The organism is Mycobacterium pseudokansasii (assembly GCF_900566075.1).
Taxonomy (GTDB): Bacteria; Actinomycetota; Actinomycetes; order Mycobacteriales; family Mycobacteriaceae; genus Mycobacterium; species Mycobacterium pseudokansasii.
The window spans coordinates 1,411,356-1,436,032 of record NZ_UPHU01000001.1 but is presented as its reverse complement, the minus strand read 5'-3'; the positions used below and the strand labels follow the sequence as shown (position 1 = coordinate 1,436,032).

The window sequence follows — 24,677 nt, the reverse complement described above, 5'->3', positions numbered from 1 at the left end:
CAGCCGCGCGCGCATGAGGCGGGTGCCTCAATTCGGCCAGGGTCGCAGGCAGCCGCGGTTCCGCCGCATCAGATACCCGATCACCCCGGGCTCGGTGAGGGCGAACGCCCCAGCTGCCGGTCGAGAACACGCATCACGGCGGGCCGGATCAATCCGATGAACGGCCCGGTTGCCCTCCAGTAACGCTGGAACCGGCGCCGGCTGGCCTCGTCGGTCGACCTCACCCTGGTCTCCAGGGTGAGGATGCAGGCGTGGGCGCCAAAGGGAGTCACCCGGGTGGTCTCGGCAATTCTGGCGAAGCGGGGCTCGGCGAAACCGGCGAAGCTGTCCGCGGTCACCGGCCGTTCGGGCTCACCGCCGAGCGGCTGCCACGGCTTGGTGACGGTTCCGAGAACCAGCTCGGTGCCGGGCCACTCGCCCAGCAGGATCCATCCGCGCCCTGGAAGGTCCCGCACCCGAAATGTCGGCGGCTCCGCCGCTACGGACTCGCCGCGGCGCCGGGCACGGGCAGCGGCGAGCCGCGCGGGCAGGCCGCGGGCCGCGATCAGCAGATGCACCAGCGGAAGCCGGCCGCAGCGACGAGCGTCAGGACGTTGCCGGCCACGAACGGCCGGCTACGCAGGAACGCCGGCTCGACGAGCGGTGCGGGATGGGACCGCGAACTCAGCACGAACCCGCCCAGGCTAGCCGCGCTGGCAACGAACGACCCGATCGTTCCGGCGCTAACCCAGCCCCAATCCGGGCCCTTGACCGGCCCGAGAGTCAACAGTCCGATCGCCACCGCGAGCAGCAGCGCGCCCCGCAAATCGGGTACCCGCCGCCGCCCCGACGCGCGACTTTCGGTGAGCACCCGCCCGGCGACTAGCACCGCGACGATCCCCAGCGGAAGGTTCACCAGAAACACCCACCGCCAGCTGGAGGCCTCGACGAGCATGCCGCCGATCGGCGGGCCCAAGCCTGAGGCGATCGCTGCCGCAGCACCCGACAGTCCCACCCCATGAGCGCGGCGCGCCGGCGGAAAGGCATCGACAACCAGGGCGAGGGAAGCCGGCACGAGTACCGATCCAGGACAAGGCGCCGAGGTCATAGGTCGGGAAAGATCTCTGGATGTCCGGGAACGCGATGTTGACGATGGTCGAGTCAAGAAAAGCAAGGAAGGCGCCGAACGACGCGACCAGCAGTACTGCGGCCGCCGAGGGCTGGCGACGGCCGGTCGGCGGCGCAAAACCCTGACGCTCTTTCACCTCAAGGTATGGCCGGACACGCTTGTCGCCGGCGGCCGTACGGTGGCGAGCTCGAGCCTTGTCGGCCGGCGAACTCGATGTGGCGCTCATCGTCTGATCTCTCGCCAGGAAACCGCGCGGCCCGGGACCCACTGCATCGTAGTCAGGAGCGGGGACGATCTAATCCCGGTTTTGTCGATTCGCTGCGTCAGTCGACAGCTCTGAGGACGGATCAGGGCCTGGCCAGTACCCGCGGGCCGATGTGGTGGGTGAGTTCGAGAGCGAGTCCGATGGCGAGCCGGCGCTCGCCGGGATGGTGGCCGAGCAGTTCGGTCGCGCGCGCGACCCGCTGCAGGACCGTATTGCGGTGAGTATGCAGACGAATGCCGGCGCGCGGCGCGTTCTCGGCTTCGTCGAGGAACACCCGCAAGGTCTCACGCAACCGAGCCGCACCGGGTGTGTCCGCCGCGAGCGGGCCCAGTGTGGTGGCGACGAATTCGGCTGCGTGGTCCTGGTTTTGGGCAGCCAACGCGGTGACTTCGAGGTCGCGGTGGAACGCGATGCGCTCGCCTGCGGGGTGGCCACTGAGCAGCCGCTGGATGACCAACGCGGCGGCGTGCGACCGGCGAAAGCCGGTGATTCCGGGTTGGGTGGGGCCCACCGCGACTCGGACAGTGGGATCCGCCGAGCGAATCGCGTCGCGTAACGCGTCCAGGGCGGGGGTTGCGTTGGTGCCCAGCCACGCCCACAAGGTCGCGGTTCCCGACGGCAGCGTCAGCGGCGGCCGCGCCCGGGCGGCACGTGCCAGCAGGGTTGCGGCGGACTCCAACACACCCTGGATTTCCCCGCGGGGTTCGGCCCACAGCACCAGCGCCGTGTGACGACGGTCGAGTTCGTACCCCAGGCGCTCACTGGCGCGGCGGCGATCGATCGGCGCACCGTCGAGGATCAAGCGGACCGTCTCGGTACGCCGTGCCATCGCGCCACCGAGAAGTTCCTCGCGCTCGTGTTGCGCGTCGGCGATGACGCGGCCTATCACCTGGTCGACGTAGGAGAACATCAGCTGTGAGGTCACCTCCAGCAGCTCCACCAGTTCCGGGCCGGGCGCGACGACTAGAGCGGCGTAGACCATAAAACGCTGCCAGGCGACGTTCTGTCCGCGCCGATACGCCTGGAAGATGACATCCAGGTCGATGCCGCGACGCACGACGGTGCGCACCACGTCCAGCGCCTCGGGTGGCACGTCGGCCGGTGCGCCCGTGCCGTCCCGTCGGGCAAGTGCGGTGAGCAGGCGCACGGCATTGGCGCGGTTGCTCGCCGACATCTCCGCGGCTATCGCGGCATCGGCCCCCATCACGGGTGCGATCTCGACCACCGCGGCATCCATCTCGGCGACGATGTGATCGATGTCGTTCAGCATCAGGTCGGCAACGTCACCGACGAGCTCGACCACCGCCGGTGGCACCGAAATCCCAGCCATTTGGTAAGTGTGCCATCGCACATACAAGTCTTGAAAGTAGCGACGAGCACACATAGTGTCCGACGGCTCGCGGCCAATAGCGTGAATCTCATCGTCAACCACGACAGGAGCCCTCTATGACCGCCAACACACACTTCGACGTCCTCATCGTGGGGGCCGGTATTTCCGGTATCGGCGCCGCATACCACCTCAAGACCTACCGGCCCGGCACCACGTTCGCGGTCCTGGAAGGTCGCGAGTCGATCGGCGGCACATGGAGTCTGTTCCAGTACCCCGGCATCCGGTCGGACTCCGACATGCCCAGCTTCGGCTACGGGTTCAAGCCGTGGACACACCGCAAGGCGATCGCCGACGGGCACATCATCATGGACTACCTGCGCCAGACCGTCACCGAGAACCGGCTCGAAGAGCACATCCGTTCCGGCTACCGGGTGCTCGGTGCGCAGTTCTCCTCGCCGGAGGGGCTGTGGACGGTCACCGCCCGCCATTCGGGCAGCGACGAGACGGTGCAATTCAGCGCGCGATTCCTGTTTCTGGGCACCGGTTACTACGACTACGAAGCCGGCTTCACTCCCGAATTCGAGGGTGTCGAGGATTTCGCCGGCCAGGTCATCCATCCTCAGCACTGGCCGCAGGATCTCGACTACACCGGCAAGCGCGTCGTCGTCATCGGCAGCGGCGCCACCGCCGTCACCCTGATCCCCTCGATGGCCGGCAAGGCCGCGCATATCACCATGCTGCAACGCTCGCCGAGCTACGTGTTCTCGATACCCGCCGAGGACGCGATCGCCAACGTGCTGAACAAGGTGGTCGGCCCGCGGCGCGCCCACCGGATCACCCGGCGCAAGAACGTCATGCTCAACCGCGGGATCTACCAGGCCTGCCAGCGCGCCCCCAAGTTGATGCGCAGGCTGCTGATCGCCAACGTGCGCCGGCAACTGCCCATGAACTTCGACGTCGACACCCACTTCACCCCGCGTTACAACCCGTGGGATCAGCGGCTGTGCATGGTGCCCGACGGCGACCTGTTCAAGGCGATCTCGGCCGGGCAGGCTTCGGTGGTCACCGACCGGATCGACCGGTTCACCGAGACCGGCATCCTGCTGGAATCGGGTCAGGAGCTGGCCGCCGACATCATCGTCACCGCGACCGGCCTCAACATGCTGCCGTTCGGAAAGATCCAGCTCGACGTCGACGGTCAACCGGTAAACCTGCCCGACACCACGGTCTACAAGTCGATGATGCTCAGCGGAGTACCCAACCTCGTGTTCGCGCTCGGCTACACCAACATCTCCTGGACGCTGAAGGTGGACCTGGTCTGCGAGCACTTCTGCCGACTGCTCGACCACATGGACGCACACGGCTACCACACCGTCGAACCGGTGCTGCGCGATCCGCACATACAGCGGGTGCCGCTGCTGGACATGAGTTCGGGTTACGTCCAACGCGCGATCACGGAGTTCCCGCGCGGCGGCACCAGCGGTCCCTGGACGGTCCAGATGGCCTACGAAAAGGATGTCGAGCGGCTGCGCCGAGGTCCGGTGGCCGATCCGGCCCTCGAGTTCTCCGTCCACCAAGCCGCGCGGCTTGCGTCGTGATCTCGGGCAGGACGACATGAAGAACCTCACCTTCCCCAGCCACGGCGTCAGCTGCGCCGCCTGGCATATTCCGGCCCGCTCGCAGGCTATGACGGGCCCGGCCGGCCGGCCCGGCATCGTCATGGCGCACGGTTTCGCCGGCACCCGCGACACCGGCCTGCTCGACTATGCCGAGGCATTCGCCGACGCCGGCATCGACGCGCTGGTATTCGACTATCGCGGCTTCGGTGACTCGGAAGGCAGCCCCCGCCAACACGTTTCGTTTCGGCGGCAACGGCAGGACTATCACGCGGCGATCGCCGCCGCCCGGCAGCTGCCCGGCGTGGACCCGGCCAGGATCGCGGTGTGGGGCACGTCGTACTCCGGGGGCCACGTCGTCGCGGTCGCCGCGCAGGACCCCCGCATCGCCGCAGCGGTGTCGATGACCCCGGCCACCGACGGACTGGCCGCCCTGGTGCAGCTGGTCCGTTACGCCGGCCCGGGTCAACTGGTGCGCACCGCCGCGCACGGCTTGCGTGACGGCACCCGTGCCGTCACCAACCGTGCGCCGCACCGGATTCCCGTGGTGGCCCGACCCGGATCGGTTGCGATCATCAGCACCCCCGGCGCCGCGGAGGCATACACCTCGATGGCCGGACCGACCTGGCGAAACGAGGTGTGCGCGCGTACGGCGCTGGAGATCGGATTCAACCGGGCCAGCGGTTTCGCGCGGCGTCTGCGGTCACCGATCCTGGTGCAGCTGGGCACCAACGACCGGGTCGCACCCGCCGCGGCGGCCCGGCGCACCGCCAGGAAAGCGGGGCCGCTCGGGCAACTGCGCGAGTACCCGGTCGATCACTTCGACGTCTATGAAGGTCGCTGGCAGCAGCAGGCGCTGGCCGACCAGCTCGGCTTCCTCAAAAGCGCGCTGGCCAGCTAGCGCTTCTTCACCGATTTCGGCGGTTTGGGGCCGCGACCTTGCCGGCGCGCGGCTTCGCGCCGTTCCCGTCGGCTGGCACCGGCCGGCACCCCGGCCGGCGTCTGCTGCGCGCCGCCCCCGTTGCGCTGCACCTGCGCCGAGCCGTCCTCGGACGGGCCGGAGTACGTCAGCGCGGGTGATTCATCCTCAATACCCTTGGCGCGCAACTTACTTGGAGCCTCCTCGGGCACCGCTGCACCGCTGCCACGCTGCTGGGCGGCAGCCGCCGCCGCGGTGGCGAACTCCGCCAGCTCTTCTGGTTCTTCGACGGGGGCGACCTCGACCTGCGGCGCCGGAACCGCCTCCACCGTGACGTTGAACAGGAACCCGACCGATTCTTCTTTCATGCCTTCGAGCATGGCCATGAACATGTCGTAGCCCTCGCGCTGGTACTCCACCAACGGGTCGCGCTGGGCCATCGCCCGCAGCCCGATGCCCTCCTTGAGGTAGTCCATCTCGTAGAGGTGCTCGCGCCACTTGCGGTCGATCACGTTGAGCAGCACGTTGCGCTCCAGTTGGCGCATCGCGCCCTCACCGGCAAGTTCCTCGAGCTCGGCTTCCCTTGCGGCGTAAGCACGTGCGGCGTCTTTGAGCAAGGCCTCGAGCAACTCTTCGCTAGTGAGGTCGTCACGTTCGGAGTCGGCGTCATGGCGTGTCAGCGACTCGTGGTCGATCCCCACCGGGTACAGCGTCTTGAGCGCCGTCCACAGCGCATCCAGGTCCCAATCCTCGGCGTAGCCTTCGGCGGTGGCTCCGTTGACGTAGGCGGTGATCACGTCGCGGACCATGTCCAATGCCTGCTCTTTGAGGTTCTCGCCCTCGAGGATCCGGCGGCGCTCGGCATAGACCACCTTGCGCTGCTGGTTCATCACCTCGTCGTACTTGAGGACGTTCTTTCTGATCTCGAAGTTCTGCTGCTCTACCTGGGTCTGCGCGCTCTTGATGGCCCGGGTCACCATCTTGGCCTCGATCGGCACGTCGTCGGGCAGGTTCAGCCTCGTCAACAACGCTTCCAGGGCCGCGCCGTTGAACCGCCGCATCAGCTCGTCACCCAACGACAGGTAGAAACGGGACTCGCCCGGGTCGCCCTGCCGGCCGGAACGACCACGCAACTGGTTGTCGATGCGCCGCGACTCGTGACGCTCGGTACCCAGCACGTAGAGCCCGCCGGCCTCGATGACCTCCGTGGCCTCTTTGCCGGCCTCCTCCTTGACCTTGGGCAATTCCTCGTGCCAGGCCTGTTCGTACTCGTCGGGCGTCTCCACCGGATCCAGGCCGCGCTCGCGCAGCCGCTGGTCGGTGAGAAAGTCGACGTTGCCGCCCAGCACGATGTCGGTACCACGGCCGGCCATATTGGTGGCGACGGTGATGCCGCCGCGTCGGCCCGCGACGGCGACGATGCCCGCTTCCTGTTCGTGGTATTTGGCGTTGAGGACGTTGTGCGGAATGCGTCGCTTGGTGAATTGCCGCGACAGGTACTCGGAGCGCTCCACGCTGGTGGTGCCGATCAGCACCGGTTGGCCCTTCTCATAGCGCTCGGCGACGTCGTCGACCACGGCGACGTACTTGGCTTCCTCGGTCTTGTAGATGAGGTCGGACTGGTCGGTGCGGATCATCGGTTTGTTGGTCGGGATGCTGACCACGCCGAGCTTGTAGATCTCGTGCAGCTCAGCCGCCTCGGTCTGGGCAGTTCCGGTCATGCCGGCGAGCTTGTCGTAGAGCCGGAAGTAGTTCTGCAGGGTGATGGTGGCCAGCGTCTGGTTCTCGGCCTTGATCTCGACGTGCTCCTTGGCCTCGATGGCCTGGTGCATGCCCTCGTTGTAGCGGCGCCCGTAGAGCACGCGACCGGTGAACTCGTCGACGATGAGCACCTCGCCGTCGCGGACGATGTAGTCCTTGTCGCGGTTGAACAGCTCCTTGGCCTTCAGCGCATTGTTGAGGTAACTGACCAGCGGGGAGTTGGCGGCCTCGTAGAGGTTGTCGATGCCGAGCTGGTCTTCGACGAACTCCACGCCCTTCTCGTGCACACCGACGGTGCGTTTGCGCAGGTCTACCTCGTAGTGGGTGTCCTTTTCCATCAGCGGCGCCAGCCGGGCGAACTCGACGTACCAGTTGGAGGCGCCGTCGGCGGGACCGGAGATGATCAACGGGGTGCGGGCCTCGTCGATCAGGATGGAGTCGACCTCGTCGACGATGGCGAAGTTGTGTCCGCGCTGCACCAGGTCGTCGAGCGAGTGGGCCATGTTGTCGCGCAGGTAGTCGAAGCCGAACTCGTTGTTGGTGCCGTAGGTGATGTCGGCGTTGTAGGCCACCCGACGCTGGTCGGGGGTCATCTGCGCGAGGATGACGCCGACGTCCAGGCCCAGGAAGCGGTGCACGCGACCCATCCACTCACTGTCGCGCTTGGCCAGGTAGTCGTTGACGGTGACGATGTGCACGCCCTTGCCGGCCAGCGCGTTGAGGTAGGCGGGCAGCACACAGGTCAGGGTTTTGCCTTCACCGGTCTTCATCTCGGCGACGTTGCCCAGGTGCAGGGCGGCCGCACCCATCACCTGCACGTCGAAGGGCCGCTGGTCGAGCACCCGCCAGGCGGCCTCGCGGGCGACGGCGAACGCTTCGGGTAGCAGGTCGTCGAGGTCCTCGGGGTTGTTCTCGTCGGCAAGCCGCCGCTTGAACTCGTCGGTCTTGGCTCTCAGCTCGGCGTCGGTGAGCAACGCGGCGTCGTCCGACAACGTGTTGACGTAGTCGGCCACCTTCCTGAGGCGCTTGACCATGCGACCTTCACCAAGGCGCAGCAACTTCGACAGCACGGTGTTGTCCCCTTTTGGGATGTTCCCCTGTGGGTAGGAGTCTTCGTTGATTAAGGCGACTCCCATCGTAGGTGACGCCCGGCCGATGGCCCCTGATCGTCAGGCCAGCCGGATCAAGCCAGCCGGATCAAGCCATAGTCGTAGGCGTGCCGGCGGTAGACGACGGTGGGCCGCTCGGTCTCCTTGTCGAAGAACAAGAAGAAATCATGCCCGACAAGCTCCATCTCGTAGAGCGCGTCGTCCACCGACATCGGCTTGGCCGGGTGTTCTTTGACGCGGACGATGCGACCCGGTTCGTGATCCAGTTCGGCGCCGTCATGCTCGTGTGGCTCGGCCGGCTCCGCGTCGAAGGCCCTTTCCGGTGGCGGGGCCGCCGCGGTGGCCTCGGCCAGTGACACGGGAGTCTTGTCGCCGTAGTGAACTTTGCGGCGGTCTTTGCTGCGGCGCAGCCGGTTCTCCAGTTTGCCAACGGCGGACTCGAGGGCGGCGTAGAAGCTGTCGGCGCAGGCCTCGCCGCGGACAACGGGTCCCCGGCCGCGAGCGGTGACCTCCACTCGCTGACAGGATTTGCGTTGGCGACGGTTGCGTTCGTGGTCGAGTTCGACGTCGAACAGGTAGATGGTCCGGTCGAAACGTTCCAAGCGAGCGAGCTTCTGCGAAACGTAGATGCGGAAGTGGTCGGGAATCTCGACATTGCGGCCTTTGAACACAATCTCGGCGGTCGCTTGCGGTTCCGCCTGTTCATCGGTTTCGGCCGGCGCTTGGTCGACAATCTGGTCGGAATCCACGGTGAGCCTTGACATTCGTGACAACTCGTTTCTCTTTTCACGTCGCACGCGCCCTGCGTGCCGGGCCTTCGGTTACGCGCCGACGGGGGTTGGAGCGGATTTCGTGAGTCACCCGCCGCAGGCTGCCCGCCGGAGCAAGGTGCCGATTACTCACCTCCTACCGCGGTTAGTGCTGGGACCTGTCTTGGACCTACAAAACCTTGGAATCCTGGGTACGCGACCGTGAGCCTTGCCGGTAAGTCTGAATCTGATCTCGACGTTAGCCTGTGTTCACCCCACGGTGCCAGCGAATCGGCCAGCCTTTTGCCGAGTTCTTATGCCGGACGTTTCGCAGCCGACAGGAGACCGGCGAATGCTCGTCATGCCGCCGCGATCGCCAACACAGCGGCCACCCGTACTCCGGCGGCCTGCAAGGCCCGGACCGACTCCCGCGCCGTCGCCCCGGTGGTGACGACATCGTCGACGATCACGACTTCTCCGGATAAACGCCGGCCTCGCAGCAGCACTCGGCCGGCGATGTTGCGCTCACGCGCCGACGTGCCCAGACCGACCGAGTCGCGGACCTGTCCCTTCAGTCGTAACGCCTGGACTACCGTGATGGCGGGATGGGAGGCCACCGCCGCAGCGGCCATGCGGGTCACCGGGTCTCCCCCGCGCCGGCGCACCGCCGAACGCCGAGTCGGCGCGGGCACCAGGGTCAGCGGGGCGTCGACGACCCCCCAGGACAGCAGGCGGTGGATACCAACGGCCAGTGCCCGCGCCAGTGGTACGACCAGGTCGCGGCGACCGTGTTCCTTGATGGCCAGGATCGCCTGACGACGGGCGCCGGCGTAGCGCCCGAGCGCGAACACCGGGACCCGGGGGTCCACCCGCGGGTTCACGACATGCGGTTGATCGGCCGCCACCAAGAGCTCCCTGGAACAGCCGGTGCACCACCGGGTCGCCGGCACACCGCAGCCGCCGCACTGCAGCGGCAGGATTAAGTCGAGCACAGTGTCAGTGTGGCGGTGGGGGCCGACAAACCGTGCCGAGTGGAGACCGACCTGTAACCAAAACCTGACCGACATGCCAAGGCGCGCTGTCACATTCACCCGTCGTCACAGCCATACCATCGACCAGCGACAACGACTGATTACCGATCCGAAAGGTTTCCGGCGAGAGCGATGCGGGCGGCAATACGGTCTGTTCTGGTGGTAATCAGCATCGCCGTGACGGTGTTCGCCGGGCGAAGCGGCGTAACGCTGATGGCGGTGAACAACGCGGGCGGCAACCTCGGCATCGCCTCCGTCCTGCCCATGCGCGGCGCGTTGGTGGGGGTGGCGCATCCGGTGGTGATCATATTCGGCAACCCCGTCGCCGATCGGCAGGCGGTGGAGCGCGCGATCGACGTGAGATCTGCGCCCGCCCGTACCGGCAAGTTCGAGTGGCTGGACGACAACGTTGTGCAATGGGTTCCCGACCGATTCTGGCCGGCGCACAGCACCGTGGCGCTCTCGGTGGGCGGGCTGCGCACGAACTTCGAAACGGGTCCGGCCGTCGTAGGCGTTGCCGACATCGCGAAGCACACCTTCACCGTGAGCATCGATGGAGTCCCGGCGGGAACGGGGGCGCCGACGCTACCAACGCCGCACCACCGGCCGCACTGGGGAGAAGAAGGAGTCCTGCCGGCCTCGATGGGCAGGCCCGAGTTCGAGACGCCCGTCGGCACCTACCACGTGATCTCCAAAGATCGCACGGTGATTATGGATTCGAGCTCGGTCGGCATACCCGTCGACGACCCCGACGGTTACCGGCTCCCGGTGGACTACGCAGTCCGGATCACCAGCCGTGGCCTCTATGTGCATTCGGCCCCGTGGGCGATCCGGTCAATGGGGATTGAGAATGTGAGCCACGGCTGCATCAGCCTGAGCCCCACCGACGCCGAGTGGTACTTCAACACGGTCAACGTCGGCGACCCCGTCATCGTCCAGGAAGGGGTTCCGGCAGACGAAAAGGAAGTAGACCCGGTGATCCCCTGATACCGGGCCGGTGCAGATGCCGACGTCAGTGCGCAGCGGGCCCCGGTGCGGGGCAAGCCGGAAGCGGTGTCGAAGACCCTGCCAGCACAGCCGTGATGGGCGCCTGGGGTAGCGCCGCTGCCACCGGCGCCGGCGGGCCGGGCAGGACCATCGGTTCGGGTGCCGGCGCAGCCGGATCGGTCGGCGCACCTTTACCCGAGCCGGCCGCCATCACGATCGGGGCGGCACCCGGGGCAGCGTCGGCTGGTGCCGCGGCCCCGCCGGCCGGCACCACCGGCGCGACCGGCGCAGCCGGAACCACCGGCACCACCGGCACCACCGGCGCGGCCGGCACCACCGGCACCACGGGCCCAGCCGGCATCACCGGAGCCACGGGCGCAGCCGGCACCACCGGCACGATGGGCGCGAGGGGCACAGCTCCTGCTACCGGTGGACCGGGCAGCACCACCGGCGCTGCGGCCATCGGCGGTGCGGAACCGAGCGCGGCAAGCTGCTCCAGGCACGTCGGGCCGCCGGTCGGCTGGGGTGCAGCCGGCGCGCCCGCACTGAACGCCAGCGCGGCGCCGCATAACCCCGCGCCGGCAGCAACTGCAACGCAGCATCGACCAACAAGCCGCAACGCCGTCTCCGTTCATTCCCGCCCCAGCCGCCCGCGAATACCGCGGCACTGGGGAACCGTATCGGTGCGCCGAATCCTTGCCTAGGTCAAGGCGTATTGGTTGCCGAACCGATACGGTGCACCAGCCGCGTCGTGATCCAGAATTTCCCAAATAGTGACTTAGGGAACGTTTTTCACGTTCGCCGCGGCGCCGAGCATACGCATGGTCGGCCACGCGGGATCCGGCGGTGAGCCGCTGGTGCACGGCATAGGGATGCCGTTCCGGCAAATTCGGCCGATCTGGAACCAGCTGGAACGACAGAGCCGCTCCGCCACCGGTCAGTCCGAGCCGCGCAGCAACGAAGGCCAGGTGAAGCTGAGCGCCCCCTGGCTCAATCGGGCGATCAGATCCTCGAGATGCCGCAGCGGCAACTCCATTCGCCACTCCGGCAGCAGAGCGGACAGGTGCAGCGAATCCGGGCCAAGGTCGACGTCGGTCAGCAGCAGTCCATGCGGCAGCTTGGGCAGCGGCACCTGGTAGGCGGGGACCCGGATGGGCAGGGGCCACCGGCGGTGCCCGGTGATCACGGCGCGCGGTCGCAGCCACAACGTCGTGCCCACCACGTCGGCGTCCACTTCCACCCCGCCCCAACCGGGCCGGCGTGCCCAGCGCAGCCGGGCGGTGCCGTCCCCGCGTAGCTCACTGCGCAGCTGCGGAGCCACCTGTTGCAGAACATCATCGAAGATGTCCGCCGACAGCACTGATGACAACCGGGCCGGAGCCGCTACCACCAGCGGGGGCACGCCCGGACGGATGTGCACGTTGCGCAGGACGGCGACCGCGGTTTGGAGGTGGTGCTGATCCCACCTGACGTCACGCGCGGCGACTCGGACCTCGCCGAGCTGACCGACGGGCAACCCCTGCGGGTCGAGCTCGGCGTCCAGCTCGGTCACGGTCAGCACCACATCGTCGCCGCCGATGCGCACCGTGACTTCCTTGTCGACGAGCAGCTGCTGCAGCGTCATGAACAAGGTGCGGTATGGCATGGCAACCGCTTGGGCGGCTCCCGCGCTCACCGACGGCAACCCGGTCGACGACCACAACGAGGCCAGCATGTCGAGGGCGCGGAACGGATCGTCCCAACGCAGGAAAGGAACTCTGGGCGACATCGACAAGCGCCTCCTCACTGCGAGGGTAGCCGGTGAGATCAGCCCAGCCCAGCACTCATCCCGGCAACACCGGCGCCGCCCCCGCCACCATCAGGCCCGGAACCTCCGCCCAGCCCTGTTGACCGTCGGCGGCCGACGCCGAATACATCAGCACCCCTTGCGGGGCGGCAACGTACACCGTCGAGGGATTGGCGGCGATGGCGAACAGCGGTATCTGCAAACCCCTGGCCGGGGCGTCGGAGTTGACCCCGTCGAGGTTGACATACGACACCGGATGCGTCGCATCGTTGCGGGTCACCACGATGTCGTCGCCGGTTCGCCAGGACAACGACACCACCGAGGTGCCCAGCCCGAAACCCAGCCGCCGCGGATAAGTCAGGGCGAACTGACCGGCCTGGGTCTGCTCGACACCGGCGAGGATCACGTGCCCGTCGATCACCATCGCGGCCCGCGTCCCGTCGCGAGAGAGCTGCAGGTCGGTGATCGCGCCCGGAAAGCGACTGGACACCGCGGTGGAATCCACGGGGATCCGCGCCGGCTGTCCGGATGCGGTTTCCTGGATCGCCCGCAGCACGATGTTGGTGTCGACGACCACCCACACCGCGTCGTCCAGCGACCAGCTGGGCCGCGAAAGATTATGGCCGTCGGCCGACTGGACCGCCTCGCCGCCGAGGTCGCCGATCCATAAGGAGGCCGCCACATCGGGGGCGCCACGCCGCAGCGTCACCACCGAGGCCACCTGCCGGCCACTGCGGGACAGTGCGGCCCCGGTTTGGTCGCCCATCCTTCCGAAGGCGCCGGGCACGGTGGTGATCCGTTGTCCGTCCAGCGCCACGAGTGAACCGCCCACCAAGGCGTGCAGGCCGGCGCCCGCACCATCGGCCACTCCCGGGTCGGTGGCGGCGACGTCGGAGGTGTTCCATCCTTCGGCAAACCTGTCGTCGAGCGGGGCGCCGTCGGCGTTGATCACGTACGGCCCTCGGATGTCGGCTCGGGCCAAAGTCCAAATGATCTGGGCGGCAAGCAATTGCCTGCTGTGCGGATCGGTGGTGGACAGCTTCTCCAGGTCGATGCGCGCCCCGCCGTACCCCTTGCCGATGCCGCTCTTGCCGCCGTCGGCACGGGTTACCGGACCGCGCAGCCGCAGCGGCGGAGCCAGCAGGTTGCGCACCGTGTGGGTCATCTCCGGACGCGGCCCCGACAGCAGCTTGGACACCAACTCGGTGGCCAGCTGGTCGTGATCGGACACCGCGACGTAGCGCGGATCGGGAACCACGGTCTTGCCGGTCGGGTCGGCGAAGTACAGGGTGTTGCGCTTGTAGGTCGCCTGGAACTGCTGCCAGTCCAGGAAAACCCCGTTGGGCAGCCGGTCGATGCGCCAGCCTCCGGGGGTCTTGACCAATTCGATCGGGCCTGGATCCGGCAGCTGGCCCTCGGCGGTCTCGAAGACCCCGATATCGGACAGCGAGCCCAGGATATCTGCCCGCATGGTCGCCGAAACCCGTTCTGCACCACGGGTTTCGACGAAGACCACATGGTCGATCAGCAGGGCGCTGCCGGCGTCGTCCCAGGCGTTGGATGCCGACTGGGTAAGGAACTGGCGTGCCGCCAGATGCCGGTTCGCGGGGTCGGCCGTGGCCTTGAGGAATTCGCGCAGCAGCACGTCTGGATCCATGCCCGGGGTCGGCTTGGGCAGGTTCGACGGCGCCGGACGCTCGACGGTGCCGATGGCTTGCGGCGCCGACGAACTGGGCACGCTCGCGCAGCCGGCGAGCAGCGCGGCCACAAAAAACAGGGCTGCACTCGCCCGGATCGCTCGGATCCGTCGCATCAGCCGCTCCATTCCGCGGGTTCACGCTGGTGCTGCCGATCTTTCTGTTCTGGCGCATTCGGCTGCGGGACCGGTTGCGGGATCGGTTTCATGGGCAGCGGACTGGTGGTCACCTTGTGGCCGCGCACCAGGGGCAGCGTCAGCCGGAAGCAGGAGCCCTGGCCGGGTTCGCCCCAGGCTTCCAGCCGGCCCTGGTGCAGCCGCGCGTCCTCGATGCTGATCGCCAGACCCAGCCCGGTGCCCCCGGAGCGTCGCACCCGCGAGGGGTCGGCGCGCCAGAACCGGCTGAACACCAGCTTCTCCTCACCGGGCCGCAGCCCCACCCCGTAGTCGCGCACCGTGACCGCCACCGTGTCCTCGTCGGCACCCATCCGGATCCGCACCGGTTTGTGCTCGGCGTGGTCGATGGCGTTGGCGATCAGATTGCGCAGTATCCGTTCTACCCGGCGGGCGTCGACCTCGGCGATCACTTCGTGGGCCGGCAACTCCACGAGCAACTCGATACCGGCCTCCTCGGCCAGGTGCCCCACGTTACCCAGGGCGTTCTTGACGGTCATCCGCAGATCGACCGCCTCCACCGACAGCTCCGCCACGCCGGCGTCGTGCCGGGAGATCTCCAGCAGGTCGTTGAGCAGCGACTCGAACCGGTCCAACTCGCTGACCATCAGCTCGGTGGAGCGGCGCAGCGTCGGGTCCAGGTCCGCGCTGTGGTCGTAGATCAAGTCGGCGGCCATACGCACCGTGGTCAGCGGGGTACGCAGTTCGTGGCTGACGTCGGAGGTGAAGCGGCGCTGCAGGTTGCCGAACTCCTCGAGTTGAGTGATCTGGCGGGACAGACTCTCCGCCATGTCGTTGAACGACACCGCCAATCGGGCCATGTCGTCTTCACCGCGCACCGGCATGCGTTCGGACAGATGCCCCTCGGCGAACCGTTCGGCGATCCGCGAAGCCGAGCGGACCGGCACCACGACTTGGCGCGACACCAGCAGCGCGATACCGGACAGCAGGACCAGCAGCACCAGGCTGCCCGTTGCCATGGTGCCGCGCACCAGCGCGATGGTGGCCTGCTCATTGGCCAGCGGGAAGATCAGATACAGCTCCAGGTTGGCCACTCGCGACGACGTCGGCGTACCGACGATGAGCGCCGGCCCGGAGAAGCCGTCGGTGTGTACCGTGGCGTACTGATACGCGGCCTGGCCGGCCTTGACGAAGCCCCGCAATGCAGCCGGGACCTGGTCGACGGGTCCGGCCGTGGAGGCAGCGCGCGGCCCGTCACCCGGCACCATCAGCACCGCGTCGAATGCACCGGCCTGGCTGGTACCGGAGGCGGGATCGGTTTTGGAGGTCAGGGTGTTGCGCGCGAGCTGAAGGCTGCTGTCCAGCGAGCGGGTCTCTTCGCCGTTGACGATGCCGCTGACGGTGTTTCGGGCCCGCTCGGTCTGGTCGATGGCGGCCTTGAGTTTGACGTCGAGCACCCGGTTGGTGACCTGGCTGGTCAGCACGAAGCCGAGCGCCAGGATCACTGCCAGCGAAAGTCCCAGTGTCAGCGCCACAACCCGCAACTGCAGCGACCGGCGCCACGCCACGGCGACGGCCCGACTCAGCGCACTCAAGCCACGGGTCATCGGGCCAGAGCGCCCCCAACGACCACGAGTACGTCGCCGAGAGCCCCAGATCACTGGCGCCGCACTCCCCCGCCGACGGGCGGTACCCCTAGGGCATCGCGGTCGTCCCCGGGGATCACGGAGGTCCGGCCTTGTATCCCACTCCTCGAACGGTCAACACCACTGTCGGGTTCTCCGGGTCTTTCTCGACCTTGGCCCGCAGACGCTGGACGTGCACGTTCACCAGCCGGGTGTCGGCCGGGTGACGATATCCCCACACCTGTTCGAGCAGCACATCACGAGTAAACACCTGGCGGGGTTTGCGTGCCAGTGCGACCAGCAGGTCGAATTCCAGCGGCGTCAGCGAGATCTGCTCACCGTTGCGGGTGACCTTATGCGCCGGCACGTCGATGTCGACATCGGCGATGGACAACATCTCGGCGGGCTCGTCGTCGTTGCGGCGCAGCCGTGCCCGCACCCGGGCGACCAGCTCTTTGGGCTTGAACGGCTTCATGATGTAGTCGTCGGCGCCCGACTCGAGACCGAGCACCACGTCGACGGTGTCGGTCTTGGCGGTCAGCATCACGATTGGAACGCCGGAGTCGGCGCGCAAGACCCGGCATACGTCGATGCCGTTCATGCCGGGCAGCATCAGGTCCAGCAGCACCAGATCGGGGCGCAGCTCGCGCACCGCGGTCAGGGCCTGAGTGCCGTCACCGATGACCGCGGTGTCGAAACCCTCCCCACGCAGCACGATGGTCAGCATCTCTGCCAGCGAAGCGTCATCATCGACGACGAGAATCCTTTGCCTCATGGTGTCCATGGTGGCACTAGAACGGGACAAAACTGCGATTCCACCCGGGCGTTTCGTCTTTGATATGGGCAAATAGTCTCAAAATCGATCATTTGAGGCCATCAGAGTCGCCGCCAACCGGTCCGCGTCGACCTCGGAGTCGACCACCAACCATCGCCCGTTCCAGTCTGCGGCGGCCAGTTGCGCATACACCACGCCGGTGCGCTGCTGCAGTTCGTCGTCACGTTCGTAGCTGTCCCGCGCGCGCCCGGGATCCGCTTCGGCACGGCTGCGGGCGCGCTGCGCGGCGAGGTCGGCCGGGACCGCGAGCAGCACCTGCCAGTCGGGAACGGGCACCCCCATCCGCTGGTATTCGATCTGCTGGACCCAGGCCACCGCTGGCCCGCCGGCATCCTCGCGCAGCCGGGCCGCGCTGTAGGCGGCGTTGGAGGCGACGTAGCGATCCAGGATCACCACGTCGTAGTTCCGCCGCAGCTCCGCGATCTCCGCCGCCGCGCCGGCGCGGTCGAGCGCGAACAGCGTCGCCATCGCATACACCGACGAGGCGAGATCACCGTGCCCCCCGTGCAGGGCCTCCGCAGCGATGTCGGCGGTGACCGAGCGCCCGTAGCGCGGGAACGCCAGTGTGACCACCGACTTCCCGACCGCGTGGAACGCCGCGCGCAGACCCTCGGTCAGCGTCCGTTTGCCGGCACCGTCGACACCTTCGATCGCGATGAGCACGGCGTGAGCCTAATCGCTGCCTTGAGCGTGACGCTGCAGTCTCACTCGGCGCCGAACGCGACTGTGGCGTCACGCTCGGCCGCCGAGAGCAGCCTCAGTAGCGGTAGTGATCCGGCTTGAACGGACCCTCGACGTCCACACCGAGGTACTCGGCCTGCTCCTTGGTGAGCTTGGTCAGGTGACCACCCAGTGCTTCCACGTGGATGCGGGCCACCTTTTCGTCGAGGTGCTTGGGCAGCCGGTACACCTCGTTGTCGTACTCGTCGTTCTTGGTCCACAGCTCGATCTGGGCGATCACCTGGTTGGCGAAGCTGTTGCTCATCACGAACGACGGATGCCCGGTGGCGTTGCCCAGATTCAGCAGCCTGCCCTCGGATAGCACAATGACCGAGCGGCCGGTGTCAGGGAAGGTCCACAGGTCGACCTGCGGCTTGACGTTGACCCGGGTCGCCCCGGAGCGCTCCAGGCCGGCCATGTCGATCTCGTTGTCGAAGTGACCGATGTTGCCCAGGATCGAGTGGTCCTTCATCGCCTTGATGTGCTCGAGCATGATGATGTCTTTGTTGCCGGTGGCGGTGACGACGATGTCGGCGTCGGCGATGGCGTCCTCGACAGTGACGACGTCGAAGCCCTCCATCATCGCCTGCAGCGCATTGATCGGATCGATCTCGGTGACCTGGACCCGCGCGCCCTGGCCCTTCATCGCCTCCGCGCAGCCCTTGCCGACGTCACCGTAACCGCAGATGAGGACCTTCTTTCCGCCGATCAGCGCGTCGGTGCCGCGGTTGATGCCGTCAATGAGCGAGTGCCGGGTGCCGTACTTGTTGTCGAACTTGGACTTGGTCACCGAGTCGTTGACGTTGATCGCCGGGAAGGCCAGGTCGCCGGCCGCGGCGAATTGGTAGAGCCGCAGCACACCGGTGGTGGTCTCCTCGGTGACACCCTGGACCGACTCGGCGATCTTGGTCCACTTGCCCTTGTCGGTCTCGTACCGGTTCCGCAGCAGGTTCAGGAACACCTTCCACTCTGCCGAATCGTCTTCTTCGGCGGGCGGCACCACGCCGGCCTTCTCGTACTGCATGCCACGCAGCACCAGCATGGTGGCATCGCCGCCGTCGTCGAGGATCATATTTGCAGGAGCGGGTCCGGCTTCATTATCCGGCCAGGTCAGCATCTGCTCGGCGGCCCACCAGTACTCCTCGAGCGTCTCGCCCTTCCACGCGAACACCGGGACACCTTTGGGCTCCTCGGGTGTGCCATGCGGGCCGACGACGACGGCGGCGGCGGCATGGTCCTGGGTCGAGAAGATGTTGCAGGAGGCCCACCGGACTTCGGCGCCCAGCGCGGTGAGGGTTTCGATCAACACCGCGGTCTGGACGGTCATGTGCAGTGAGCCGGAGATGCGGGCACCTTTGAGCGGCTGCACCTCGGCGTATTCGCGACGCAGCGACATCAGGCCGGGCATCTCGTGCTCGGCGATCCGCAGTTCCTTACGACCGAAATCCGCCAGCGACAGATCGGCAATCTTGAAGTCGATGCCGTTACGAACGTCGGGGGTTAACGAGGTTTCGGTCGTCGTCATGGCGTGTTTGATCCTTACTGTGGGCCTGCGGGAAGCTGAGCGAGGCGACATAGCCTAGGTATGCTCTTCAGCCACTGTAGCCGCCGACCCCCAGCCACGCAGGTCAGGGGATGTTGATCACCCCGTGGCGTTCCGCGAACGGCGTCATCAACCTCGCCAGGTCCGCGGCGACGTCGTGGTCGGCCTCCGGCGGCATCGGCACATAGCTCAAGCACAGCCGCACGATCGCCCGCGAGAGCACACCGGCGTCGTCGTCGCTGGTGGCCACCCAGGTCTGGGTGAAGGCCTTCGCCAGCCGGGCCGACGCACGGTTGATGATGGGCGCGCTGTCGGTGGTGATCAGCTGCAGCAAATCGGGCTTGGCGGCGCCGGTCAGCAACGAGATCACCAGTGGATCGGCCGCGGACTCGGCGAAGAAAGCGCGAAAACCCTGCAAGAACGACTCAAAGATATTGCCCACGTTGGCATCCAGCGCGGCATGCACCCGGTCGACCAGGCGGTCGGTGAGGCGCAGCGCATAGCCCTGTGCCAGGCCCTGCCGAGAGCCGAACTCGTTGTAGATGGTCTGCCGGCTGACGCCTGCGGCGCGGGCCACGTCGGACAGGGTGATCGCCGACCAGTCGCGGGTCAGCAACAGATCCCGCATCGCATCCAGGACTGAATCGCGCAACAGGGCCCGCGATGCCTCGGCGTAAGGAATCCGCTTCACAGGCGCGACAATATCTGTTTCCGCCAGCACGTTGGTCTCCATCACGACCGGGCCACCTCCACCATCACGAAGTCGGACTTCGCCGCCCCGCAGTCCGGGCAGCTCCAGTCCTCCGGGATGTCCTCCCACCTGGTGCCGGGTGCGATGCCCTCGTCCGGCCAGCCGAGTGCCTCGTCGTACTCGAAGCCGCACTGGACGCACTGAAACAGTTTGTAGTCGCTCATTTGATTCCTCCTCGCGTTACTTGATTCGGCTCCTCGGCACGCCGCGCCGACGCGGCGCGCACCGGAGTCGGACTAGACCTTTTCGAAATCGACCTTCTCCCGGACGGCGCAGTCCGGACAGCACCACTCGTCGGGAATCTGCTCCCATCGGGTGCCGGCTGGAAACCCTTCCCTGGCTTCACCTTTGGCCTCGTCGTAGACGTAGTCGCAGACCGGGCACCGATAGGCCGCCATCATGCTGCGTCTCGTTGCCGGGCTCCTTGCACGGCCCCGTACCGCGCCAGCATCTTGGCGCGCACCCGGGGGTGCAGGTTGACCCTGGTGATGTCGCCGTCGTAGTGCTCGAGCACCCGGTGGTCCATCACCTTGCGCCACAGCGGCGGGAAGTAGGTCAGCGAGATCATCGATGCGTACCCGCTGGGCAGGTTCGGCGCCCCGTCCATGCTGCGCAGCGTCTGGTAACGACGGGTGGGGTTGGCGTGGTGGTCGCTGTGCCGCTGCAGGTGGTACAGGAACAGGTTGGTGACGATGTGGTCGGAGTTCCAGCTATGCACCGGCGCGCAGCGCTCGTAGCGGGCCTTCCCGGAAGCGGTGCCGATCTTCTGCCGCAGCAGTCCGTAGTGCTCGAGGTAGTTGACCGCTTCCAGCAGGCTGAAGCCGAACACCGCCTGGATGATCACGAATGGGATCAGGCCCACGCCGAAGACCGCGATCAGCACTCCCCACAACACCACCGACATCGCCCAGGCGTTGAGCACGTCGTTGGACAAGTAGGTCCGGGGATCCCAGGGGCTCTTACCGAGCCGGCGAATCCGTTGGGCTTCCAGCCCGACCGCGGACCGGAGGCTGCCGATGACGCTGCGCGGCAGGAATTCCCAGAAGGTCTCCCCGAAGCGGGCCGACGCCGGGTCCTCCGGGGTGGAGACCCGCACGTGGTGCCCGCGGTTGTGCTCGATGTAGAAGTGGCCGTAGCAGGTCTGGGCCAGGGTGATCTTGGACAACCAGCGTTCCAGCGACTCCTTCTTGTGTCCCATCTCGTGGGCGGTGTTGATGCCGACGCCGCCGAGCACACCGACCGACAGGGCAACCCCGATCTTGCCCGCCCAGCTCAAACCGCCGTCAAAGCCCAGCCAACCGAGGTCGGAGGCGGTGAACAGGTAGGCGCCCAGCACCACGCTGAGGTATTGGAACGGGACGTAGATGTAGGTGCAGTAGCGGTAGTACTTGTCATTTTCCAGCCGCTCCATCACCTCGTCGGGCGGGTTCTGGCCGTCGGGTCCGAAGCGCAGGTCCAGCAGCGGCAACAGGATGTAGACCAGGAACGGTCCGATCCACAGTGGCGCCTGGGCCGCGGCGTGCCAGCCGAGCTGGTTCAGCCCCCACACGATCGGCAGCATCACGAACAACGCCGTCGGGGCGATCAATCCCATCAGCCACAGGTGGCGCTTCTTATCGCGCCACTCCGCTTCGGGAGCTTGCGTCAACTCGGAACTGAACTGTGTGGTCATATGCCAAACCTCCTCGTGAGTCACACCACGCTTGAGGTTGGACATTACTGCCTTGTACGTCTGCTGTCTAGACACCAGATCCAGATTTGTACACTAAGTTTCCAAAAATGCTTTACATGTCAGGCGCCGCGTTGGCCATCTCCCGGTTTCCGTGCACCGAATGCCGGTGCCCGTAGCCCACGTAGATCGCGGTGCCCAACACCAACCAGACACCGAACCGGATCCAGGTCAGCGCGGTCAGGTTCACCATCAACCACAGACACGCGCACAGCGAGGCGATCGGAAGCCACGGCACCCACGGCGCCCGGAAGCCGCGCTCCAGGTCGGGCCGCTTGCGGCGCAGAATGATCACACCGCCGGACACCAGGACGAAGGCGAACAAGGTGCCGACGTTGACCATCTCTTCGAGCTTGATAATGGGAAAGACCGACGCCGTCGCGGCCACCACCACCGCGACCAGCACGGTGATCCGCACCGGCGTGCCGCGCGACCCGGTCTTGGCCAGCTGGCGTGGCAACAGCCCGTCGCGCGCCATCGCGAACAGGACCCGGCACTGCCCGAGCATCAGCACCATCACCACGGTGGTCAGCCCGGCGAGTGCTCCGACGGAGATGATGCCGCTGGCCCAGTAAACCCCGTTGGCCTTGAAGGCGGTGGCCAGGTTCGCCTGGCCGGCGCCCGGCACGGTGCGCAGCTGTCGGTAGGACACCATGCCCGACAACACCACCGACACCGCGACGTAGAGCAGCGTGACGATGCCCAGCGACGCCAGAATGCCCCGCGGGACGTCGCGTTGCGGATGCTTGGTCTCCTCGGCCATCGTGGCCACGATGTCGAAGCCGATGAACGCGAAGAACACGATCGACGCCCCGGCCAGCACGCCGTACCAGCCGTAGTGGCTGCCGTGGGCTCCGGTCAGCAACGACAGCACAGACTGGTCGGCACCCTTGCCCTGATGTTCGGGTTCCGGTTCGGGAATGAACGGCGAGTAATTGGCGGCCTTGATGTAGAACGCGCCGACTATCACGACGAAGACCACCACCGACACCTTGATGGTGGTGACCACGGCAGAAAACCTCGACGACAACTTGGTGCCCAGCGCAACCAGCGTCGCCACCACCGCGACGATCAGCAACGCACCCCAGTCGAAGTTGACCAGTCCGAGATGGATTGTGCCACCGGCAAATCCGAACACGGTGCCCAGATAGCTGGACCAGCCTTTGGCGACGACGGCCGCGCCGACCGCCAATTCCAGGACCAGGTTCCAGCCGATCACCCACGCCAGGAACTCGCCGAATGTCGCATAAGAGAAGGTGTATGCGCTGCCGGCCACCGGCAGCGTCGAGGCGAATTCGGCATAGCACAGGGCCGCCAGCGCACAGGTGCCCGCGGCGATGAGAAACGACACCCAGATGGCCGGGCCGGTGATGTCGCCGGCAGTCGAGGCGGTGACCGTGAAGATACCGGCCCCGATCACCACCGAAACACCGAAGACCACCAGGTCTCTCCAGGTGAGGTCCTTGCGCAGCCGAGTGTCCGGCTCGTCGGTGTCGGCGATCGATTGCTCTACCGACTTCGTGCGCCATCGACCGGCCATGGCGTGTCCTCTCGTCTCCTGCTGTGACCGCACAGTACTGGGTACGCTGCCGGGGATGAGGGCGAGCTTGCGAAACAGCGCCGCAAACCCCAGGGCCCACGCGGTCGTCATCGGCGCCAGCGTCGCCGGGTTGTGCGCAGCGCGCGCGCTCGCCGACTTCTATGCCACGGTGACCGTCTTCGAGCGCGACGACCTGCCGGACACCCCCTCGTATCGCGGCGCGGTCCCCCAGGACCGGCATCTGCACCTGCTGATGGCCCGCGGCGCGCTCGAGTTCGAGGCACTGTTCCCGGGCCTGTTGGCGGAGCTGGCGTCGGCCGGCGTGCCGATGCTGGACAACCGCCCGGACTGCATCTACCTCGGCGCGGTGGGCCACGTCCTGGGCATCGGCCGGCAACTGCGTCAGCAGTTCACCGCCTATCTGCCGAGCCGGCCCCATCTGGAGTGGCAGCTGCGACGACGGGTGCTGGCGCTCAGCAACGTCGAGATCCGGCAGCACAACGTCAGCCGGCCGCAGTTCGACGGCGCACGCGACCGGGTAACCGGTGTGTTGCTGGAGACCGGCGCCGGTGATCCGGAGTTCGTCGCGGCCGATCTCGTCGTCGATGCGGCCGGCCGCGGCAGTCGACTGCCGGTGTGGTTGGCGCAGTGGGGATATCAGCGCCCGGCCGAGGACACCGTCGACGTCGGCATCGGCTATGCCAGCCACCGGCTCACCATTCCCGACGGGCTTATCCGGGAGAAAATCGTGGTCACCGGTGTCGGCCCGGGGCAATCGCTGGGCCTGGGCATGCTGTGCTACGAAGACGGCAGCTGGATCTTGACGACGTTCGGGGTCGCCAAAGCCACCCCGCCTGGGACGTTCGAGGAGATGCGTGAGCTCGGCTACCGGCTGCTGCCGACCCGCTTCGTCGATGCGCTGGCCCAAGCCGAACCCGTCGGCGGCCCGGCATTCCACGCGTTTCCGGTCAGCAGATGGCGCCGCTACGACAAGCTGAGTCGCTTCCCGGCCGGCATCATCCCGTTCGGGGATGCCGTCGCCAGCTTCAATCCCACCTTCGGGCAGGGCATGACGATGACGGCACTGCAGGCCGGCCAACTGCGCCAGGCGCTGCAATCCGCACCCGGCGAGCCGGCCACCGAATTCAACCGGGCCGCCGCCAAGATCACCCGACCGGTCTGGACGATGAACGCGATCGCCGACCGCTGCTTCCAACACGCCGACGGGCCGATGCCGCGCTGGTATCGGCCGGTCGGCGCGCTCTACGACCAGTTCCTCGGTGCCGCTGAAACCAATCCCGTTCTGGCCGAATGGTTTTTGCGCCGTATCTCGCTCCTCGACAGCCTGTACACGGTGCCGTCGGCGCCGATCATCGGCCGCGCCGTGGCGCACAACATGCGGCTGTGGCTGCGCGAGCGCCGGCTTGGCCGGCGCTAACCGG

General features: G+C 67.0%; 21 protein-coding genes and 1 pseudogene. 4 read left to right on the top strand and 18 right to left on the bottom strand.

What is annotated here, in order from left to right; translation table 11 throughout:
- Positions 1-80 precede the first annotated feature (80 nt).
- The 3 genes and pseudogenes from EET10_RS06585 to EET10_RS06575 all read right to left on the bottom strand — a co-directional run bounded on the left by EET10_RS06585 (position 81) and on the right by EET10_RS06575 (position 2,703).
- Positions 81-557, bottom strand: a complete 477-nt coding sequence (locus EET10_RS06585; protein WP_051490148.1) for a hypothetical protein — start codon at positions 555-557, stop codon at positions 81-83.
- 5 nt (positions 558-562) lie between these two features.
- A pseudogene (locus tag EET10_RS06580) lies at positions 563-1,334 on the bottom strand (MFS transporter); the annotation flags it as partial.
- Positions 1,335-1,455: 121 nt separating this feature from the next.
- Positions 1,456-2,703 (bottom strand): PucR family transcriptional regulator, encoded by a 1,248-nt coding sequence (locus EET10_RS06575; RefSeq protein WP_036399337.1) that lies wholly within the window; start codon positions 2,701-2,703, stop codon positions 1,456-1,458.
- Positions 2,704-2,819: 116 nt separating this feature from the next.
- On the opposite strand from EET10_RS06575, the gene EET10_RS06570 reads away from it, so the two are divergent.
- Both EET10_RS06570 and EET10_RS06565 read left to right on the top strand, forming a co-directional pair.
- Positions 2,820-4,301: a flavin-containing monooxygenase gene (locus EET10_RS06570; protein ID WP_036398049.1), complete on the top strand. Its 1,482-nt coding sequence runs from the start codon at positions 2,820-2,822 to the stop codon at positions 4,299-4,301.
- A gap of 16 nt (positions 4,302-4,317) precedes the next feature.
- On the top strand, positions 4,318-5,220 hold the full coding sequence (locus EET10_RS06565; RefSeq protein WP_036398051.1) for an alpha/beta hydrolase: 903 nt from the start codon (positions 4,318-4,320) through the stop codon (positions 5,218-5,220).
- Here the strand turns inward: EET10_RS06565 and secA are convergent.
- The 3 genes from secA to EET10_RS06550 all read right to left on the bottom strand — a co-directional run bounded on the left by secA (position 5,217) and on the right by EET10_RS06550 (position 9,849).
- The gene (gene secA / locus EET10_RS06560) at positions 5,217-8,069 is read right to left on the bottom strand and encodes a preprotein translocase subunit SecA (RefSeq protein WP_036399338.1); all 2,853 of its coding nucleotides are present in this window, start codon (positions 8,067-8,069) and stop codon (positions 5,217-5,219) included. The genes EET10_RS06565 and secA overlap by 4 nt on opposite strands.
- 113 nt (positions 8,070-8,182) lie before the next feature.
- Positions 8,183-8,872: a ribosome hibernation-promoting factor, HPF/YfiA family gene (gene hpf / locus EET10_RS06555; RefSeq protein WP_023371576.1), complete on the bottom strand. Its 690-nt coding sequence runs from the start codon at positions 8,870-8,872 to the stop codon at positions 8,183-8,185.
- 344 nt (positions 8,873-9,216) lie between these two features.
- Entirely contained in the window at positions 9,217-9,849 is a 633-nt protein-coding gene (locus EET10_RS06550) for a ComF family protein (RefSeq protein ID WP_122501981.1), read from the bottom strand.
- A 171-nt stretch (positions 9,850-10,020) separates the two neighbouring features.
- Between EET10_RS06550 and EET10_RS06545 the strand changes: the two genes are divergently transcribed.
- Positions 10,021-10,875: a L,D-transpeptidase gene (locus EET10_RS06545; protein WP_051490149.1), complete on the top strand. Its 855-nt coding sequence runs from the start codon at positions 10,021-10,023 to the stop codon at positions 10,873-10,875.
- A 25-nt stretch (positions 10,876-10,900) separates the two neighbouring features.
- Here the strand turns inward: EET10_RS06545 and EET10_RS06540 are convergent, their stop codons facing one another.
- The 12 genes from EET10_RS06540 to EET10_RS06485 all read right to left on the bottom strand — a co-directional run bounded on the left by EET10_RS06540 (position 10,901) and on the right by EET10_RS06485 (position 23,235).
- Positions 10,901-11,494, bottom strand: a complete 594-nt coding sequence (locus tag EET10_RS06540; protein WP_082273132.1) for a hypothetical protein — start codon at positions 11,492-11,494, stop codon at positions 10,901-10,903.
- 318 nt (positions 11,495-11,812) lie between these two features.
- Positions 11,813-12,643, bottom strand: a complete 831-nt coding sequence (locus tag EET10_RS06535) for an LmeA family phospholipid-binding protein (RefSeq protein ID WP_036398057.1) — start codon at positions 12,641-12,643, stop codon at positions 11,813-11,815.
- 55 nt (positions 12,644-12,698) lie between these two features.
- Positions 12,699-14,474: an MtrAB system accessory lipoprotein LpqB gene (gene lpqB, locus EET10_RS06530; RefSeq protein WP_063468342.1), complete on the bottom strand. Its 1,776-nt coding sequence runs from the start codon at positions 14,472-14,474 to the stop codon at positions 12,699-12,701.
- Positions 14,474-16,153, bottom strand: coding sequence for an MtrAB system histidine kinase MtrB (mtrB, locus tag EET10_RS06525; RefSeq protein WP_036398059.1), 1,680 nt, complete (start codon positions 16,151-16,153; stop codon positions 14,474-14,476). The genes lpqB and mtrB overlap by 1 nt, the downstream gene beginning before the upstream one ends.
- 61 nt (positions 16,154-16,214) lie before the next feature.
- Entirely contained in the window at positions 16,215-16,901 is a 687-nt protein-coding gene (mtrA, locus tag EET10_RS06520; RefSeq protein WP_015354856.1) for a two-component system response regulator MtrA, read from the bottom strand.
- A 69-nt stretch (positions 16,902-16,970) separates the two neighbouring features.
- Complete coding sequence (locus tag EET10_RS06515) at positions 16,971-17,615, bottom strand: dTMP kinase (RefSeq protein WP_036398061.1); 645 nt, start codon at positions 17,613-17,615, stop codon at positions 16,971-16,973.
- Between the two features lie 94 nt (positions 17,616-17,709).
- Entirely contained in the window at positions 17,710-19,197 is a 1,488-nt protein-coding gene (gene ahcY, locus EET10_RS06510; RefSeq protein WP_036398062.1) for an adenosylhomocysteinase, read from the bottom strand.
- A 103-nt stretch (positions 19,198-19,300) separates the two neighbouring features.
- The gene (alkX, locus tag EET10_RS06505; RefSeq protein ID WP_051490150.1) at positions 19,301-19,948 is read right to left on the bottom strand and encodes a TetR family transcriptional regulator AlkX; all 648 of its coding nucleotides are present in this window, start codon (positions 19,946-19,948) and stop codon (positions 19,301-19,303) included.
- Positions 19,948-20,130 carry a rubredoxin gene (locus tag EET10_RS06500; RefSeq protein WP_023371557.1) on the bottom strand — a complete coding sequence of 61 codons (183 nt, stop codon included), beginning with the start codon at positions 20,128-20,130 and terminating at the stop codon, positions 19,948-19,950. Before EET10_RS06500 ends, alkX begins: the two co-directional genes overlap by 1 nt.
- 72 nt (positions 20,131-20,202) lie before the next feature.
- Positions 20,203-20,364, bottom strand: a complete 162-nt coding sequence (locus EET10_RS06495) for a rubredoxin (protein WP_036398064.1) — start codon at positions 20,362-20,364, stop codon at positions 20,203-20,205.
- Positions 20,364-21,638, bottom strand: coding sequence for an alkane 1-monooxygenase (locus EET10_RS06490; protein WP_036398066.1), 1,275 nt, complete (start codon positions 21,636-21,638; stop codon positions 20,364-20,366). The genes EET10_RS06495 and EET10_RS06490 overlap by 1 nt, the downstream gene beginning before the upstream one ends.
- A 112-nt stretch (positions 21,639-21,750) precedes the next feature.
- Positions 21,751-23,235, bottom strand: coding sequence for an amino acid permease (locus EET10_RS06485; RefSeq protein ID WP_036398068.1), 1,485 nt, complete (start codon positions 23,233-23,235; stop codon positions 21,751-21,753).
- A gap of 55 nt (positions 23,236-23,290) precedes the next feature.
- Here EET10_RS06485 and EET10_RS06480 point away from each other — a divergent pair, with 55 nt between their 5' ends.
- Complete coding sequence (locus tag EET10_RS06480) at positions 23,291-24,673, top strand: FAD-dependent oxidoreductase (RefSeq protein ID WP_063468340.1); 1,383 nt, start codon at positions 23,291-23,293, stop codon at positions 24,671-24,673.
- Positions 24,674-24,677: the final 4 nt, after the last annotated feature.